This is a genomic window from Microcoleus sp. Pol1C5 (genome assembly GCF_036701115.1).
Classification (GTDB): Bacteria; Cyanobacteriota; Cyanobacteriia; order Cyanobacteriales; family Microcoleaceae; genus Microcoleus.
On record NZ_JAUBQE010000008.1, the window covers coordinates 75135 to 92006 of the forward strand.

The 16872-nt window shown below is 44.9% G+C and carries 16 protein-coding genes and 1 other RNA gene; 13 read left to right on the plus strand and 4 right to left on the minus strand.

Annotation, left to right across the window (positions count from 1 at the left end; genetic code table 11):
- Positions 1-120: 120 nt before the first annotated feature.
- A complete protein-coding gene (locus QUA23_RS06715; protein ID WP_333075248.1) occupies positions 121-453 on the minus strand; it encodes a DUF565 domain-containing protein in 333 nt (110 codons plus the stop codon).
- A gap of 361 nt (positions 454-814) precedes the next feature.
- Here QUA23_RS06715 and QUA23_RS06720 point away from each other — a divergent pair, with 361 nt between their 5' ends.
- The 11 genes from QUA23_RS06720 (at position 815) to nuoK (ending at position 10840) form a co-directional block, all read left to right on the plus strand.
- A complete protein-coding gene (locus tag QUA23_RS06720; protein ID WP_333075250.1) occupies positions 815-1393 on the plus strand; it encodes a hypothetical protein in 579 nt (192 codons plus the stop codon).
- Positions 1394-1674: 281 nt separating this feature from the next.
- On the plus strand, positions 1675-3675 hold the full coding sequence (locus QUA23_RS06725) for a glycosyltransferase family 39 protein (protein ID WP_333075251.1): 2001 nt from the start codon (positions 1675-1677) through the stop codon (positions 3673-3675).
- A 41-nt stretch (positions 3676-3716) separates the two neighbouring features.
- Positions 3717-4244 carry a GNAT family N-acetyltransferase gene (locus tag QUA23_RS06730; RefSeq protein WP_333075252.1) on the plus strand — a complete coding sequence of 176 codons (528 nt, stop codon included), beginning with the start codon at positions 3717-3719 and terminating at the stop codon, positions 4242-4244.
- Positions 4245-4381: 137 nt separating this feature from the next.
- Positions 4382-4825, plus strand: a complete 444-nt coding sequence (locus tag QUA23_RS06735; protein WP_333075253.1) for a hypothetical protein — start codon at positions 4382-4384, stop codon at positions 4823-4825.
- 94 nt (positions 4826-4919) lie between these two features.
- Positions 4920-5156, plus strand: coding sequence for a type II toxin-antitoxin system prevent-host-death family antitoxin (locus QUA23_RS06740; protein ID WP_333075254.1), 237 nt, complete (start codon positions 4920-4922; stop codon positions 5154-5156).
- A 61-nt stretch (positions 5157-5217) separates the two neighbouring features.
- Positions 5218-6996, plus strand: coding sequence for a serine/threonine-protein kinase (locus QUA23_RS06745; protein WP_333075255.1), 1779 nt, complete (start codon positions 5218-5220; stop codon positions 6994-6996).
- Between the two features lie 179 nt (positions 6997-7175).
- Positions 7176-7566, plus strand: a transfer-messenger RNA (tmRNA) gene (gene ssrA, locus QUA23_RS06750).
- A gap of 351 nt (positions 7567-7917) precedes the next feature.
- Positions 7918-9036: an NADH-quinone oxidoreductase subunit NuoH gene (gene nuoH / locus QUA23_RS06755; RefSeq protein ID WP_333075256.1), complete on the plus strand. Its 1119-nt coding sequence runs from the start codon at positions 7918-7920 to the stop codon at positions 9034-9036.
- Between the two features lie 103 nt (positions 9037-9139).
- Positions 9140-9715 (plus strand): NAD(P)H-quinone oxidoreductase subunit I, encoded by a 576-nt coding sequence (gene ndhI, locus QUA23_RS06760; protein WP_333042046.1) that lies wholly within the window; start codon positions 9140-9142, stop codon positions 9713-9715.
- Positions 9716-9831: 116 nt separating this feature from the next.
- Entirely contained in the window at positions 9832-10455 is a 624-nt protein-coding gene (locus QUA23_RS06765; protein WP_333070831.1) for an NADH-quinone oxidoreductase subunit J, read from the plus strand.
- Between the two features lie 79 nt (positions 10456-10534).
- A complete protein-coding gene (nuoK, locus tag QUA23_RS06770; RefSeq protein ID WP_228042566.1) occupies positions 10535-10840 on the plus strand; it encodes an NADH-quinone oxidoreductase subunit NuoK in 306 nt (101 codons plus the stop codon).
- Positions 10841-10945: 105 nt separating this feature from the next.
- Here the strand turns inward: nuoK and folB are convergent, their stop codons facing one another.
- Positions 10946-11302, minus strand: a complete 357-nt coding sequence (folB, locus tag QUA23_RS06775; RefSeq protein WP_006632705.1) for a dihydroneopterin aldolase — start codon at positions 11300-11302, stop codon at positions 10946-10948.
- A gap of 153 nt (positions 11303-11455) precedes the next feature.
- On the minus strand, positions 11456-12823 hold the full coding sequence (locus tag QUA23_RS06780; RefSeq protein WP_333075257.1) for a serine/threonine-protein kinase: 1368 nt from the start codon (positions 12821-12823) through the stop codon (positions 11456-11458).
- 301 nt (positions 12824-13124) lie between these two features.
- Between QUA23_RS06780 and tcmP the strand changes: the two genes are divergently transcribed.
- Together tcmP and QUA23_RS06790 are read left to right on the plus strand one after the other, a co-directional pair.
- Complete coding sequence (tcmP, locus tag QUA23_RS06785) at positions 13125-14441, plus strand: three-Cys-motif partner protein TcmP (RefSeq protein WP_333075258.1); 1317 nt, start codon at positions 13125-13127, stop codon at positions 14439-14441.
- A 46-nt stretch (positions 14442-14487) separates the two neighbouring features.
- Positions 14488-15513 (plus strand): radical SAM protein, encoded by a 1026-nt coding sequence (locus tag QUA23_RS06790; protein WP_333075259.1) that lies wholly within the window; start codon positions 14488-14490, stop codon positions 15511-15513.
- Here the strand turns inward: QUA23_RS06790 and QUA23_RS06795 are convergent.
- Entirely contained in the window at positions 15498-16781 is a 1284-nt protein-coding gene (locus tag QUA23_RS06795) for a glutamate-5-semialdehyde dehydrogenase (RefSeq protein ID WP_333075260.1), read from the minus strand. The two genes, QUA23_RS06790 and QUA23_RS06795, sit on opposite strands and share 16 nt — an antisense overlap.
- Positions 16782-16872: the final 91 nt, after the last annotated feature.

Sequence of the window (16872 nt, forward strand, 5' to 3'; positions counted from 1 at the left end):
ATAAAAGCCCCACTCCGCTCGTGGAGAGTTCAAAAATTCCGACCCTAGTTCAAATTAAAATTTTTTTAAGAACACCTTTATATAAATACTATCTACAGCAGACAAATATTTCACTATTTTTTAAGAACCTAGTTTGAAAGCCTCGACAAATAAATTGTAAGTCAGACCAATTTTCAGAGCATTGAGCATTTCCACCCACAAATAACCTGCCGCAGGCCGCGGGCCGCCGTAAACCAGCCAGTTCACCAACTCGGTCAACAACACCAACAGCCCGGCCGCGATAATATCCCAATCCGCAGATTGTCCCGCGATGGTCGAAATAGCTGTTCCCAAAAAAGTGCCGAACAGCAGGCTAATTATCAGAAGCGAAATCCGCCGCCAAGGATTGCTCAGCCAGCCACGGAAGCGATCGCCCAAAACATCAATTAATCTGTTAATTCGGGTATTCTGCATAAAAGTTATACGATTTGAGATTTGAGATTTGAGATTTGAGATGCGGAATGACTTATGAATATTGGGGTTGGGAGTACGGGCCTATAGTGGTACTCTTTTTTTCAACTGGTATTAAAAGCTATACCGATGAGTAAACAAATGACCCTCCCGACCAACTCCAAATCCTTACCGGAGTCAGTATGTCGCCATCTAAAATCTCAAATTTAACATCTAAGATGGTATTGAGCGATCGCGGACTTATAGCCGAGAACGGTCAAGTAATTAAGTGTAAGTGTATCTTGTGGCACAGCAGCCCCTGGTTTTACATTAAAAATAGTTAAGACTCATTACCGGTGCAGTCTATCCTGTAAGCCTAAAATTTATGAATCTTAAAATTTACCAGATCGTAATTGGAGCGTCGATCGTCCTAATTACAGGAATGTTTCTAGGACGTTTTGAAATCACTATCTCCCACGGTTCAAATCAGTCGAGTGATTGGCCCTCACAAGCCACCGCACTCCCCCCAATACCCCCCGTTTCCCCAGTCGCGACAGCTTCTGCCGACACCGCCAGCGAGTCCAAACCCGATTCAACACCAACCCCCCCAGATCCAGAGGAGGAATTGCTTTCCTCAGTCCCTGTAAATGCTAAAGCCTCCGGCCTTTTGCGCGTCAGCAACCGCAGCGAACACCCAGTGCGAGTAGCCCTGCTGTCGAAGCGGCAAGCCAAGGAATCCTATGGAAAACCCGCGCACTGGGATTTTGCGCCGGGGGAAGGCGGCGGCAAGGGACTGATGCTATCGCTGCCGGAGGGCAAGTTACAAGTCAAACGAGGAGACATTCTGGTGGTTTTTGCTCAGGATGGTTCTCGCCGCTACTGGGGGCCTTTCGTCGCCGGGGAGACATCCTCACCCGCTTGGAACAGCACAGCCGGAGAATGGCAATTAATTTTGCAGCCGTGAACACTTAGCTGCAAGTGCCGAGATTTTGGTCAAGAAACCCGGTTGATACGGTTTTATTGAGAATGGTGCCGCTATGGGAGGTTAAACTCACATAGCGGCATCATTATAAAGAACAGGCAAGATGCCTGTTCCACAAAGAGTGAATTTTGTTGTGGGGAGTAGGAGTTGGGTTGCTCTAGCCCGCCCATAAAAGCCTTATTGAGAATGGTGTAACATCTCAGTTGAACCGCATTCGATCGAATTGGGAGTTTCGAGAATGCGAATCTTTCGGTAGACTCTCTATGCGAGCTAAAATTTTAAATCTAAAATCGCAGGAAGTTTCCGTGAAGGAAGTTATTAAAAATTTGTCAGAGTTTAGAAATCGCCCGTTAGCGAAGCCCTCGAAGAGGCTCGCACCTTTGCTGCTATCAATTTTATGGCTGTGCGCGATCGCCTCGGTGGCTTTTTTGTGGAATCTCGGCAACATCGGCTTAGTTGACGAAACGGAACCGTTATTTGCCGAAGCTGCGCGTCAAATGACGGTGACAGGGGATTTCATCACTCCTTATTTCAACGGCGAAACCAGGTTTGACAAGCCGCCGCTGATTTACTGGCTGATGGCGGTGGCTTACCGCACTCTGGGCGTTAACGAATGGGCTGTGCGTCTTCCCTCGGCATTGTGCGCGATCGGTCTGACTTGCCTCGGATTTTATACCTTATCGAAGGAAGAAGGAAGAAGGAAGAAGGAAGAAGGAAGTTCGGCAACGGATTCTGTAACGGATTTAACGGATGTCAGGAAGAAGGAAGAAGTCCGATGGAAGCCGGAAGAAAAAACAGAGAATAACAACTCTAAACTCAAAACTCCCCGTCTTCCCCTCTTTTTTTCTACTCCTTGGATTGGTGCGGCCCTAATAGCTTTAAATCCCCAAACTATTGCCTGGGGACGGACTGGCGTTTCAGATATGCTATTAGTCGGTTGTATGTGTTCGGCACTACTCGCATTTTTCCTCGGTTACACTCTAGAAGAACAGAGAGAAAAAGCAGAATTTTCTCCCGTTTCCGCTTCCCGATTTCCCAATAAGTGGTATCTGACTTTTTACGTATTAATTGCCTTAGCAATTTTGGCTAAGGGGCCTGTGGGAATTGTCGTGCCAGCGCTGATTGTTGGCAGCTTCGGGCTTTATTTGGGAAAATTTCGGCAACTTTGGCGCGAAATGCGTCCGGTGCCGGGAATCTTGATTATTCTGGCGATCGCCTTGCCTTGGTACATTTTCGTTATTTTAGCCAACGGTCAAACTTATATTGACAGCTTTTTTGGCTATCACAATTTCCAGCGTTTTACTGGAGTAGTCAACAAGCACTCGGCGCCTTGGTATTTTTACTTTTTTGTAGTGCTAGTGGGTTTTGCACCTTGGTCGATTTATTTGCCTGTGGCGATCGCCCGCACCCGTTTTTGGCAGCGCAGTTACTGGCGTCGTCAACCGCGATCGGCTCAGTTGAGTTTATTTGCCCTATTTTGGTTCGGCTGCATCTTTGGCTTTTTCACGATCGCCGTGACCAAATTGCCCAGTTATGTATTGCCTTTAATCCCCGCCGCTGCGATTTTGGTAACGCTGCTGTGGAGCGATATTATTGCAGGCAACGAACCTGAAAACAGGCGGATAAAGTTAGAAAAGAAACCTAATTCTTTACCGCGAGGGCTGTTAGTTACATACATTTTTAATGTCATATTTTTATTAATTGTAGCCGGAGCAACTTTCTACAGCTACAACTGGCTGGGAGACGACCCGGCAATGCCCAATTTCCCCCAAGCAATTCAGCAGTCGGGATTACTGATTGTCGGCGGTACGATTTGGATAATTACAGCAGTGGCGATCGCACTTTTACTGTGGAAGCGGCAACAGCGCTGGATTTTGGTTGCTAACCTCATCGGGTTAGTAGCATTTATCATCTTTGGTCTTACTCCGGCCTACAAAGTGGTCGATATCAACCGCCAGTTACCTCTGAGACAGTTAGCGCAGGTTGCAGTTCAACAAAAACTGCCAGGGGAAGAGTTTATTATGGTTGGTTTCTGGAAACCAAGTCTGGTTTTTTATACCCAAGAGCCGGTGACTTACTACCGAGCTGTCCAAAAGGCGATCGACTACATTAAGCAATCTAAAAACCCAACTTCTCCCTCTATTTTGTTGCTGGGATATCCAGAGAAATTTGTGCAATTAGGATTGCAGCCAAATCAATATCAATTGTTGGAAAGTCGAGGCGCTTACCAACTCGCCAGGGTTCCGAGACAAGCGTTTCGATAGTGCCTATAGTGTGACTCATACTTGTTAAACAAGGTAGAAAAATGATTACAACTAAGAATCTTCAACTACTTGCCGTCGAAAGGATTCACATAGAAGCTTTCTTACGAAGTAAAAGCGAGCTTGCAGCAATTTTAAATGTCATAGTGCCTGATAGCTGGCCTCTTTTCCCGGAAGCATTTTCCCTCCCTGTTGACGAATCTTCCGAATCCAATCCGCCTCCAACTGACTGGCACAGCTACTTCTTTATTCATCCAAAAAATCAAGTGCTTGTCGGCAATGGAGGTTTCACAGGCTCACCTGATGAGTCGGGGACTATAGAGATAGGTTATGAAATTGCTTCCGAATATTGGAATCGCGGATTTGCAACTGAGGTGGCACAGGGAATGATCGATTATGCTTTCGCTCACGAGGAGGTGAAAGCAGTCATCGCCCACACTTTAGCTGAAAAAAATGCCTCGAATAGCGTGTTGCAAAAAGTGGGAATGAAGTTCATTGCAGAGGTGGAAGATCCTGAAGAAGGCAAGATATGGCGATGGCAAATAAGCAGGGATGAATATCATCCGACTTGAACTTTAACGCCGTTTCGCTGTTTAAGCCATTGGTTTTGGCGGTAATTTGAAGGTTCTCCGTTGGAGCATTAAATCTGGCAGATTGAATAAAAGCTATAATCTAGTCACTACCTAAAACCCGAAGTTCGGAGCCTACAATGGTTTCCATTCTCAACAAACTCTCCTCGTTAGTCTTGGAAGGATTAGTCAAAGTAATGAGGGAAAAGCAGCAACTCAGCTTTAAGCAGGCAGTTGTGAGACAAACTATATACTACGTCTCAAAACAGTTACCACGCGAAGACCAAGATAATGGAGAACGCTACTTCATCTCTTTAGCCAATAAATGGATCGAGCAGCCGACACAGGAAAATGCAGAAAAGGCTTCAATGGGGGTTGCCTGCGATTATATAGATGGAGGTATGAGATATTTCGATTATCCATCATATTTTCTTACACCTGCTGAGGCAGCAGGCAGTAGTGCATATGATGCAACACAATGCACCTTAACAGCATCTGGAAACGATTCGCGAGCCGCCTATGAATGGCAAATTACTGCTGCGTGGGCTATTTTGAATAACAAAGAACCACCGCTGCTGAAATAGAAATGCTTAATCAATATTTCGACGTACTAACATCCGTTTAAAGCTCGTATAAAACATAAAAGCTGCTCTAGTGTATTTAGACAGGTGGAAGACTATGATTCCAATCAATGAACCTCAAAAGCAGTTGCAGCATTCGATCGCTCCCATGAGTCAGTCGCATCAACCGATCGCGATCGCAGGACAGACTAGCAATACAGTATTATTATCTGAATCAGACTCCGCATATGTTGAGGAAACACTGTATCTTCTCTCAGTGCCCGGGATGCGGGAATCAATTCGGGAAGGAATGGCAACGCCGATCGAGGATTGCGATCGCTCTTTGGACTGGTGAGGAGAGCCGACCATACGTGCAATAATCAGCGATATTATCTGGTACGCGATCGCCTGAACCTATGGATGCGCTAATCGGCAAAACTTTACAGGGTGGAAAGTACACCCTCGAACAAGAATTGGGAAGAGGCGGCTTTGGAATAACTTTCAGGGCAAATCACCGCTATTTAGGACAGCCTGTAGTCATTAAAACCCTCAACGAATCTCTGCGGCAGCAACCCAATTTTGCTGAGTTCGATCGCAAGTTTCAAGACGAAGCGAGGCGGTTGGCTTCCTGCGTTCATCCGAATATTGTCCGCGTCAGCGATTTCTTTGTGGAAGACGGACAGCCTTACATGGTGATGGACTACATAGCCGGTCAGAATTTGGGCGATGTAGTCGGTTCAAATAATCCGCTGCCAGAAAATCTCGCAATTCTCTACATCACTCAAATTGGCTCTGCTTTAAAAGTTGTTCATCAAAAGGGTTTGCTGCACCGAGATGTCAAGCCGCAAAACATTCTTTTGCGCCAAGGTACTCAGGAAGTCGTGCTGATTGACTTTGGCATTGCCCGCGAGTTTACTCCCGGTGCAACCCAAAGTCACACTAATATGGTGTCCGACGGCTACGCGCCGCCAGAACAGTATTTTGCTCAAGGAAAATATACGCCCGCCACAGATGTTTACGGTATGGCGGCGACGCTTTATACTCTGCTGACAGCACAGGTGCCGGTGGCTGCAATTTTGCGTACCAGCCAACCGATGCCATCACCCCGCGACTTGCGGCCTGAGCTAAGTGCGGCTGTCAGCTCAGCGGTGATGCGGGGAATGACGGTAGAAGCTCAAAATCGCCCTGCTACCGTGGATGAGTGGCTGTCGCTGCTGCACGGGCAGCCTCATGGTGCAGCGTCGCCGAGCACCGGGCCGACGGTGGCGGTGATTCCGGGACACGGGCCTCAGTCGCCTGCGGGTTCGAGAACAGCGCCTGCTGTGGTGCCTTCAGGGAACAACAACCGCAAGGTTTGGTGGATTTTGGGGTTCGTGGCGATCGCACTTATTGTTGCAGGTTTAGTCGGGATTGCTAGGGTTTTCCTCAACCGGCAGTCTTCGGAACCCGCACCGGTAGCCCAGGACGATCGCACTTCGACCCCCGCCGATCCAGACGCGCGTGTGAACCCCGCACCAATTCCCGCGCCGACATCAACACCAGCCCCGACTCCCAGAGAAACTCCGCCGCCTGCTGCTGAAACTCCAGCGCCCGCTGCTGAAACTCCAGCGCCTGCTGTTGAAACTCCAGCGCCTGCTGCTGAAACGCCAACACCAGCCCCAGCGCCAACACCAGCGCCTTCTCCGGAGGCTGTCGAACCCACACCAACGGAAAAACTTGTTGACAAAGAGTTGCCGCCAGATCGATCGCCCGCACCCAGCGAACAACCGGGAACCAATTATCAGAAGACTCCCACAATCCCTGGGTATGCCGTTGGTACGGCGGAAAGTCAGATTTTATCCGAATTGGGAGAACCGACTGACTCTCAAGCGCGGGGCTATTGGCCGAATACTCGCACCGCACTTTACGAAATATTGCCCAATCGGATTACTCTCGGCTACATTTACGATCGCGATTCGGGCGAGCTAGTACAAACAGAGGGTTCTTTTGCCCAGTCGGTGGACGATTTGGTGGTGCGAACCGCGTTAAACGGGATGGTGGGCGGCGCCAGCAGGGAAATTTTGCAAGGCTTGGGCGACGTGCAGCAACGCCGGAGTAATCGGTTTACGTTTAGGAAGGGTTCGCTCGAAGGGATGATCGAACGCAACGAGCGCGATCGGATTTACATCGGCGTCTGGGACGAAAACTTGCATTAATTAGGAATTACGCAGGGGTGGTCAGAAACCGGGTTTTTGCTCCAAGACTTCGTTAAAGCCGACAAAAACCGCAAAAAACCCGGTTTCTTTAATCCCCAATCGAAAATCCAAAATCCAAAATCTAAAATCCCTTGACTTGACGCAACACGAAATATTGTCTATCATAAAAGAACACACGAGGGGCTGTAATGGTTTCGACAGGGTGGCGAAAGCTGCTCCGTGATGCAGGTCGAGAGGGAGTCTACTCTCGTTAATATCGGCTCAAAAAAAATAGTAAATGCGAACAACATCGTTCCTTTCGCTCGCAAAGCCGTAGCTGTAGCCTAAAAACTTCTTGAGCTCGGTTTAGAGTGTATGCCACCTCACTCCGTTAAAGGTAGCATAACAACCCCCAACGGATGCCTTAGCTAAACGTTTCTAGTCGGCTAGCTAGGAAAGCAATCACTAGAAAATCCCCCCATTTGGGATAAAGATGGTTCCCGCCCCGAGGATTAGAGGGGATAAACCTGTGAACGATCGGAAGGTAAATACCCGCTTTGGACGGCAGTTCGATTCTGCCCAGTTCCATAAAACAAGTGACGTAAAATCAATGGTTTAAGCCATTTGAAAGCCACTTTACAGCATTAAAAGGGCTCAGAGTTAACTCTGGGCCCTTTTGTTTGGCATTCAATCTAAAACCTAAAACCTAAAATCGCTCGGCTCGATCGGCTAAGTAAAAATACATAAATTACCCATCCATTAGCTACGCTGCAGGCTCATATAATTAGAACTTCACCCTGTCTGTGCGTTCTAGGAGCCTGTCGGGCGATATACTATTAGGCGGTAAAGCATTAAAAATCTTTACAAAGACCCCGATTTCTAAGCCTACTCCTACGAAGGACGGGTGAAAAATTATATGCTGATCGCTCAAAAGCTGGACAAATGAACCCAGGAATTGACTTACAAGGAAGTTTCGTAGAAGCCCTCATGAATTTGGGCTTACCGGCGGACATCGCCCAAGTGCTTTGGCTACCGCTGCCAATGTTGCTGATGATTGTCGCTGCCGTTTTCGGGGTACTCACTAGCGTCTGGCTGGAACGGAAAATTTCCGCCGCCGCTCAACAGCGGGTAGGCCCGGAATTCATCGGCCCTCTGGGAGTTTTAGCACCCGTTGCTGACGGTCTGAAGTTGGTATTCAAAGAAGACATTGTACCGGCGAAAGCTGACGCGCTGCTATTTACCCTAGGTCCGGTAATTGTGGTGATTCCAGTTTTTCTCTCGTACTTAATCGTGCCCTTCGGAGAGCATATGCTGATCGCCGATATGGGGACAGCGATATTTCTGTGGATTGCCCTGTCTAGCATTCAGCCGATCGGCTTGCTGATGTCCGGCTATGCTTCAAACAACAAATACGCCCTCCTCGGCGGACTCAGAGCCGCGGCTCAATCCCTTAGCTACGAAATTCCCCTAGCTTTGGCAGTATTGGCAGTCGTGATGATGTCCAATAGCCTCAGTACGATCGACATCGTACACCAGCAAGCCGGCTACGGCATTGTCGGCTGGAATATCTGGCGGCAACCCGCAGGTTTCCTGATTTTCTGGATTGCAGCACTAGCAGAATGCGAACGCTTGCCCTTTGACCTCCCGGAAGCAGAAGAAGAATTGGTAGCAGGATATCAGACTGAGTACACAGGCATGAAATTTGCTTTGTACTATATCGCTTCCTACGTTAACCTCGTCCTTTCTTGCCTGCTAGTAGCAGTTTTGTACCTCGGCGGTTGGGAATGCCCGATCCCTGTCGAAGTGCTGACAAATGCCCTGGGATTGAGCGAGACGACTCCTTGGTTGCAGGTAATTACTGGCTTGCTGGGCATTACAATGACGATGCTGAAAGCCTACTTTTTCCTGTTTCTGGCAGTTCTGCTCCGCTGGACTCTGCCGCGAGTTCGGATCGACCAATTGCTAGATTTGGGATGGAAGTTTTTACTTCCCGTTGCTCTAGTTAATTTGCTATTGACCGCAGCTTTGAAACTTGCCTTTCCCTTTGCTTTTGGCGGTTAATTAATAATAGGTAAAGGGCAACAGCAAAACAAAAATAGCTGTTAACCAATTACCTATTATTAATTATCAATCACCAAAAACTCAAGTACAGAGAGAGAACACCATGCTAAAATTCCTCAATCAAGTAGGCGAATACGCCAAAGAGACTCTTCAAGCTGCTAAGTATATCGGTCAAGGGCTATCTGTTACTTTTGACCACATGAGACGCCGGCCGATTACGGTGCAGTATCCTTACGAGAAACTAATTCCTTCGGAACGTTTCCGGGGTCGAATTCACTTTGAATTTGACAAGTGCATCTCCTGCGAAGTATGTGTTCGGGTGTGTCCGATCAACTTACCTGTAGTGGATTGGGAATTTAACAAAGAAACTAAGAAGAAGCAACTCAAGCACTACAGTATCGATTTCGGAGTGTGTATCTTCTGCGGCAACTGCGTAGAATATTGTCCGACTAATTGTTTGTCGATGACAGAAGAGTATGAGTTGGCCACCTACGAACGTCACGAATTGAATTTTGACAACGTGGCCCTCGGACGTTTACCCTACAAGGTTACAGACGATCCGATGGTGACACCGATGCGGGAATTCGCTTATTTGCCGAAAGGTGCGATCGACCCTCATGAAGTTTCCTACACCGATCGCCGCGCCGGTCTGCGTCCAGAGGAAATTATCGAAAAGTAAGTAATTAGTCATTAGTCAGCAGTCATCAGTCATTAGTGAAATAACCAATTATTAATGACTGCTAACTAATGAGTAAAAACGAACAATAGAAAACTAATAATTGAGGATAAAAAATTGTGAATCTAGCTGAAGGGGTTCAAATTGTTTCATTTGGAATACTGTCGGTAATGATGATTGCAGGAGCACTAGGAGTAGTGCTGTTCTCAAATATCGTTTACTCAGCATTTTTGCTGTGCGGCGTATTTACTAGTATTGCCGGCTTGTACTTGTTGCTGAATGCCGACTTTGTAGCAGCAGCGCAGGTATTGATTTATGTTGGCGCTGTTAACGTCTTGATTTTGTTTGCCATCATGCTAGTAAACAAGCGAGAAGATTTCCGCACAATTCCCAACGCTTGGGTGCGTCAAGTAGCAACAGCAGTAGTTTGCGTAGGCTTGTTTGCGCTTTTGGGTACGATGGTGGTGTCTACTCCTTGGGCTATTGTCGCGACGACGGGAGCACCTGCCGAAAGTTCGATCGTCACTATCGCCAAACATTTCTTCACCGACTTTTTGCTGCCTTTCGAGTTAGCATCAGTGTTTTTGTTGATGGCAATGGTGGGAGCAATTGTGTTGGCGCGCCGCGATTTCTTCCCGGATGAACTGTCAAAGAAGCTATCCGAAACACCTGCTTTGAGTTTGCCGGAAAGACCTCGCGAATTAGTTTCTGCCGGAGATGTGTCTTCGCCAGAATCTAAGTAATATTATGGTGCGCTAAGCGCACCATAGTGTTAGTTTTGTAGTAACTTTAGATTGAGACAAAATCGCAAAATTTATGCAACTGCAACTCCAGTATTTCCTGTTATTAGCCGCCGCTCTTTTCTGTATTGGTATTTACGGTTTGATTACCAGCAGAAATGCAGTGCGCGTGTTGATGTCGATCGAGTTGATGCTGAATGCTGTCAATCTCAATTTGATGGGTTTCTCCAATTATCTCGACCCTGTACAAATTAAGGGGCAAGTATTTACCGTGTTTGTAGTTACGGTAGCGGCGGCTGAGGCTGCCGTAGGTTTGGCAATTGTTTTGGCGATTTATCGCAACCGCAATACCGTAGACATGGAAGAATTTAACTTGCTGAAGTGGTAATTCATCAATAGTCATCAGTCAATAGTCATCAGTCATTAGCAACAAACTAATGCAGATTAAAGACTGATGACTAAGGACTAAGGACTAAGAACTAAGAACTAATGACTAATGACTTCTAGTAATTTCTAGAGTAATTCTCCCCCCGAAATCAGGGATGGGGGCAGCAGGTTTCGAGAGTTGTAGTTTAACTTTTTCGACTAACGGTAGTTCTAAAAGCGCTTGAGCAATAGTATCTGCTAGGCGTTCGATTAATAAAAACTTCGAGTCTTTGACTAGCTTTTGAATCAGAGTAATGGCGCTGCGGTAATCAAGAGTATGTTGAATATCATCACTTTTTCCAGCTTGCGATAAATCCAGCCATAGAGTAACATCCACTTCAAACCACTGCCCCAAAACTTGCTCTTCCGGCAGATAGCCCGTATATCCGTAACAGCGAATTCCTGTAAGTTGAATAGAATCCATTTTGCAATAAACTAAAAGTGCGTTGCCTATACCAATTTGTATTAAACCAGATAAAGTTCTCTTTCTCTTCCCTCTCTTTTTTTGCCCTTTTCCTTCTTCCTCTGCGCTCTTTGCGCCCTCTGCGGTTCAATCACTCTTATTCTATCTTAAATTTTATAACTCTCCTCCTTTCTCCAACTTGTCGAGTAAATCCTCAGCAACTTCATACCATTTCCGCCTAATTTCAGCATCTTCTGGCTTTTCTGTCAAGCTGCGCCCTTGTAATTCTGGATATTTATTGTAATATAATTCATCCACTTTTTGATAGAATATATCTTGATCAATGTTGAGATTTTTGCGTCGTTTACCAATCTTTTCTTGACGAATTATTTCTGCTTCCTCTAAGGATGTATCGGGAGGTTGCTGGGGGGAAGAAAATTTAGGTAACTCCGGCAACTTGGGCAACGTGAAACCAGATTTGACTACACTAAAAGCTAACATTCCCGGCAATAAAACCACGCTTAAACTCCCTAGGGTTTTCCAAGGTATTAACTGGAAAATGTTGTAGTTTTTAACAATTTGAGGGTTTGGGTTAACAGGAGTATGATTGCTGGTAGCAGTTTGAGTGGCGTTTTTGAAAGGGCGGCCGACAAAGTTCATTGTCACCATTTGGGAAATTATACTGCCAATGTGAGATAGTTTTGGATCTTTGAGTGCTTCGCGGACTTCTTTTGCGGATTGGTAGCGATCGCCCGGTTGTTCTGCTAACATGCGATCCAATACGCTGGCTAAATTTGGGCTGACACTGACGTGCGATCGCCAATCCCAAGTTTTATTATTGATATCGTACAATTTTTGAGGCTTTTTGCCGCTTAGCAGTACCAAAGCCGTGACGGCTAAAGCATACAAATCGCTAGCAGCAGAAACTTTACCCAGTCGCATTTGTTCGGCCGGCGAATAACCCTGTTTCCCGATCGCCGTATCCGATTGTCCGTTAAACTGAACTACGGCATTGGCTGCGATTTGCTTAACGGAACCGAAATCAATTAAAAATGGTAGTTTGTCAGCCTCATGCTGAATAATATTATCCGGGGAAATATCGCGGTGAATTAAATTTTTTGAGTGGATGTATTCTAAAACTGGTAAAAGCTGAAATAGCAGTTGAGTAACTTCGGCTTCGGTAAAATTTTTACCTTGCTGCTGCCGCGATATCAATATTTCTTCGTAGGTTTGACCCTTGATATAATCTTGCACTAAAAATAAAGATGGATTCCCGCCAAAATCCGTTCGCAGGAGTTCTCGAAACCTTGGAATTTGCGGGTGTTGGAGGTGGTAAAGCATACTCGCTTCGCGATCGAACAATTCGGCGGCTTTGGGGCTGTGAACCACCGGAGAAAACTCTTTGAGTACGCAAGATTCGTTGTAGCGGTTGATGTCTTCGGCGAGGTAAGTGCGCCCGAAGCCACCCCGGCCTAATTCGCGGAGAATGCGGTAGCGTTTTTCGAGAGTCGAACCAGGGATGAGGAGGGAGGAGTTAGACATAAACAACGGCAAATTGTTCGAGTTGGGGAGTCGCCGAGCACAGTATAGCTTATTGTAGCTAAGTTTGTTTGAATGCAAGGGCGATCGCTGGATTTAGCCCCAGCTTCCTGCACAACTTCAGCTAATTATGTCAATCTTATCTGATTGACACACTAGACTTTGTAGCTTGATTCAGGCACGAATTGACCCGAAATTTAAGAAAGCTAACACTTTTTATTGAGGTAGTTGCACCTGGTCAACCTATCTGGTAATATTTGATAAATAAGTTATGTCACTAATTTTATTTTATCAGATAATCAACATGAGTGATTCAAAGCCAAAATGGAGTGCAGACGGAAGTAATATTCCAACAATAGATCCTCATACTAAATCCAAACATCAAATTATCGAAAAATATATTAAAAACCTAATATATACACTTTATGAAAAAACTCGTTTTGGAGAAACTACATTTACTTTTATAGATGGCTTTTGTGGGGGCGGTATGTATAAAGATGGTAGTGATGAATGGGAAGGTTCTCCTATTAAAATTATAAAAGCTGTAAGAAAAGCACATCAAAAATCCAAACGAATTTATTCACAACCATTAAATGTAAAATCTATTTTTATAGATAGTAAAAAATCGCACCTGAGTTGTCTCCAAAATTATTCAATGATTAAAGCGAATTTAGGAGAATTAGTTGACGAACAACCGCATACATTTAATGAGGGTTATGGAGATAGGATAGAGGAATGTGAATTTCTACAGGGAGAATTTGAAAATTTAGTAAAATCATGTATTTTTACAGTTGAAACTCGTAGAGGTCATTCTTTCTTTTTGCTAGATCCATTTGGTTGGACAGATGTTTCAATGGGAACTATTAGAGACTTAAATAATCTCAGGGGTTCGGAAATTTTATATACTTACATGATTTCTTATATCAAAAGATTTCTTCTTGAAAGATACACAACACTGAAATCTGCTTTTGAAGAAGTTCTTGAAGCAGATGGATATTATGAAGAAGCCAAGTTAGAAGACACAAGCATGGGAGAACAGTGTTATTTGAGAGACCAAACTGTCAAGCTCTTTATTGAAAGAGGTAAATCCGAATATGTTTTTACTTTTGCACTGATTCCTAAAGGAGAAAGTAATGTATTATACTATCTACTGCATCTTTCTAAGAACTTAACAGCATTGGAAGTTATCAAAGATTGCTTTGATTTAGAGAACAATCTAGATTATCAATACCATTATGAAATATATGGATATGGACTTAAAACTGCTGATCATTATAATCAAAATCAAATTTCTCTCCAATTGAATATCACCAAAGATAGTTATGAAGTTTGTATGGATAAGTTAGATCGAGATGTGGGAAATTTAATCAGAAAAAATCCCGAAGGTATTTCTTTTGGAGAAATAAAGAAAAGAACAATGGTACTTAATCCAGCTAACCGAAGGCTCTATAATGAATATATCAACAGATATATTGATGATAAAGAAATAGAAGTTTGGAGAAAGGATAAGTTATTAAGCGGTAAGCGAGTCAAGTTGCAAAAAAATGATATAATAAAACTACCCCAAAAATATCAAATTTCATTATTTTATAAAAGTAAGTTTTTTACATCTGATTCCTAAATAACTAAGCTCCAGAAAATCTCACAACCATAAACAGAGGCATATAATGTCTATCGTCAAAGGCACAGAAAAAATTGTCAATCCACTGCAAGAGAGTGCGCTTAATAAGAAGGGACTATGCGACTATGTAATTAACGTAGCCTCTGGTTGTCTGCACGGGTGTACCTTTTGTTATGTACCCTCAACGCCAGCAATTAGGACAAAGCAAGCACAACTACGGGAAAGGGGAGTAAGCAATCCTCAAATGGACTGGGGACAGTATCTTTTTGTTCGTGAAGATATACCCGAGTTACTAGAAAAAAACCTAAGTCGCAAAAAGTCTTGGCGCGAGACGCCAGAAGGAAAAGGAGTAGTTTTACTGTGTTCGGGCACTGACCCATATCAAAACCAGCAAACGGCAAATATAACTCGCAAGACCGTCGAGGTTCTATTAAAATATAACAAAAGAGTCCGAATTCTAACTCGTGGTTTATTGTGGGTAAACGATCTCGAAATTCTCAAAAATCCTAATGTGACAGTTGGCATGAGTTTGCCATACCTAGATGATGACGAGCTGATTCGCAAGATAGAACCTCAATCACCTCCACCTTCTAAACGCTATGAAGCTTTGCTAAAAGGTCATGAAGCTGGATGTAGATTGTATGTTGCAATGGCTCCCACTCCTCCTACCCTGACATTGGATGACTTTAAAAGATATCTAGAGAAAATCATGAATTTGAATCCAGAGGTTATTTTTTGGGAACCCATTAATGCTCGCGGGAGTAATGGTAAGCGGATGACAGCAGCAGGTTTAGATTTTGCTCATTCAATTATGACTAGAAAATCATGGGCAGAATGCTTTCACAAACAATGGGGATATATTGAAGAAGCAGCAAAAGATGTGGGGTGTGAAGAGCGACTACACATTTGGCCCGATCCCGAACTAAGAGGATATGTGGATGAAGCTAAACTAGAGCATTGGTTGTATAAACCGACAGTAGAAAAGTGGGATAGTCTCACAGCTTTACGGACTAAGGGAAAATCTAGTAGCACCAAGCACAAGAATTACTCAAATGCTTACAAATCCCGATGAGTAAACCCCTTAGCATCTTTCCCTACATAACTAGCAGCAATATGGCCATCTCCAACAACTCGATACTTATAGGTAATCAACCCCTCTAAACCAACAGGCCCGCGAGGCGGCATTTGCTGCGTGCTAATTCCCACTTCTGCACCGAAGCCGTAGCGGAAACCGTCGGCAAATCGAGTCGAACAATTGTGATAAACTCCGGCCGCATCGACTCCATTTAAAAAAGTTTCGGCGGCTTCGCTGTCTTCGGTAACAATGACATCTGTGTGTCTGGAACCGTATGTATTGATATGGTTAATTGCCTCTTCCACAGAATCTAATATTTTGATTGACAAAATCAAATCGCTGTATTCTGTAGACCAATCTGTTTCTGTAGCTTCGGCAATATTTTCGAGGATGGCGCGAGTTTTTTCGTCTCCCCGCAAGTCAACTTTTTTCTGCTGCAAAGCTGCGGCAACTGCGGGCAGGAATTTGGGGGCGATCGCACTGTGAACTAACAAGGTTTCAATGGCATTGCAGGCGGCTGGATACTGAGTTTTTGCATCGACAGAAATCTCTACGGCTTTCTGAATATCCGCTGCTTGGTCTGCGTACAAATGACAAATTCCATCGGCGTGTCCCAACACGGGAATCCGGGTATTTTCCTGCACAAACCGCACGAAGGAATTAGAACCTCTGGGAATAATCAAATCTACATATTCATCCATTTTCAGCAGTTCGATTGTTTCTTCCCGCGTGGTGAGCAACTGCACGACTTCGGGATTAACAGGAGTTTCTGCTAATGCTTGATGTATCACTTTTGTCAAGATTTCGCAGGAACGGACTGCTTCTTTGCCGCCTTTGAGAATGACGCCATTTCCTGATTTAATTGCCAAGGATACTATCTGAATTAAAGCTTCTGGGCGCGCTTCAAAAATAATGCCTAAAACGCCCAAAGGACAGGTGATGCGCTTCAGAATTAATCCTGTATCCAATTCACGGTGGATTTGCACGACACCGATCGGCTCAGGGAGTTTCGCAACGTCGCGCACGCCCGAGATCGCACTTTTCAACTTGCTCTCATCCAACTTTAGGCGATCGTACAGCGGTTTCGCAATTCCATCAACCTCAGCCGCCTTGCAGTCAGCAGCATTCGCCGCCACAATATCCGGCGCAGCAGCTTCTAAAGCTTTAGCTATAGCCTCTATAGCGTGATTTTTGGCATCAGCGGACAAAACTGCCAATTTTCTAGCAGATACGCGCGTTTTTTGGGCAATTTCAATAATAGACATGGCAGTAACTTTTAAATAGTTTTGATTGTTGGGTTTTGAATTTTGAGTTGTGAATTGAATCCGCACAAATAAATTTCGGGGCGGTTTTCAG

What these genes read in the sequence shown, in the direction of transcription:
- QUA23_RS06715 (WP_333075248.1), bottom strand. Translation starts at nt 453, where the DNA reads ATGCAGAATACCCGAATTAACAGATTAATTGATGTTTTGGGCGATCGC.
- QUA23_RS06720 (WP_333075250.1), top strand. Translation starts at nt 815, where the DNA reads ATGAATCTTAAAATTTACCAGATCGTAATTGGAGCGTCGATCGTCCTA.
- QUA23_RS06725 (WP_333075251.1), top strand. Translation starts at nt 1,675, where the DNA reads ATGCGAGCTAAAATTTTAAATCTAAAATCGCAGGAAGTTTCCGTGAAG.
- QUA23_RS06730 (WP_333075252.1), top strand. Translation starts at nt 3,717, where the DNA reads ATGATTACAACTAAGAATCTTCAACTACTTGCCGTCGAAAGGATTCAC.
- QUA23_RS06735 (WP_333075253.1), top strand. Translation starts at nt 4,382, where the DNA reads ATGGTTTCCATTCTCAACAAACTCTCCTCGTTAGTCTTGGAAGGATTA.
- QUA23_RS06740 (WP_333075254.1), top strand. Translation starts at nt 4,920, where the DNA reads ATGATTCCAATCAATGAACCTCAAAAGCAGTTGCAGCATTCGATCGCT.
- QUA23_RS06745 (WP_333075255.1), top strand. Translation starts at nt 5,218, where the DNA reads ATGGATGCGCTAATCGGCAAAACTTTACAGGGTGGAAAGTACACCCTC.
- nuoH (WP_333075256.1), top strand. Translation starts at nt 7,918, where the DNA reads ATGAACCCAGGAATTGACTTACAAGGAAGTTTCGTAGAAGCCCTCATG.
- ndhI (WP_333042046.1), top strand. Translation starts at nt 9,140, where the DNA reads ATGCTAAAATTCCTCAATCAAGTAGGCGAATACGCCAAAGAGACTCTT.
- folB (WP_006632705.1), bottom strand. Translation starts at nt 11,302, where the DNA reads ATGGATTCTATTCAACTTACAGGAATTCGCTGTTACGGATATACGGGC.
- QUA23_RS06780 (WP_333075257.1), bottom strand. Translation starts at nt 12,823, where the DNA reads ATGTCTAACTCCTCCCTCCTCATCCCTGGTTCGACTCTCGAAAAACGC.
- tcmP (WP_333075258.1), top strand. Translation starts at nt 13,125, where the DNA reads ATGAGTGATTCAAAGCCAAAATGGAGTGCAGACGGAAGTAATATTCCA.
- QUA23_RS06790 (WP_333075259.1), top strand. Translation starts at nt 14,488, where the DNA reads ATGTCTATCGTCAAAGGCACAGAAAAAATTGTCAATCCACTGCAAGAG.
- QUA23_RS06795 (WP_333075260.1), bottom strand. Translation starts at nt 16,781, where the DNA reads ATGTCTATTATTGAAATTGCCCAAAAAACGCGCGTATCTGCTAGAAAA.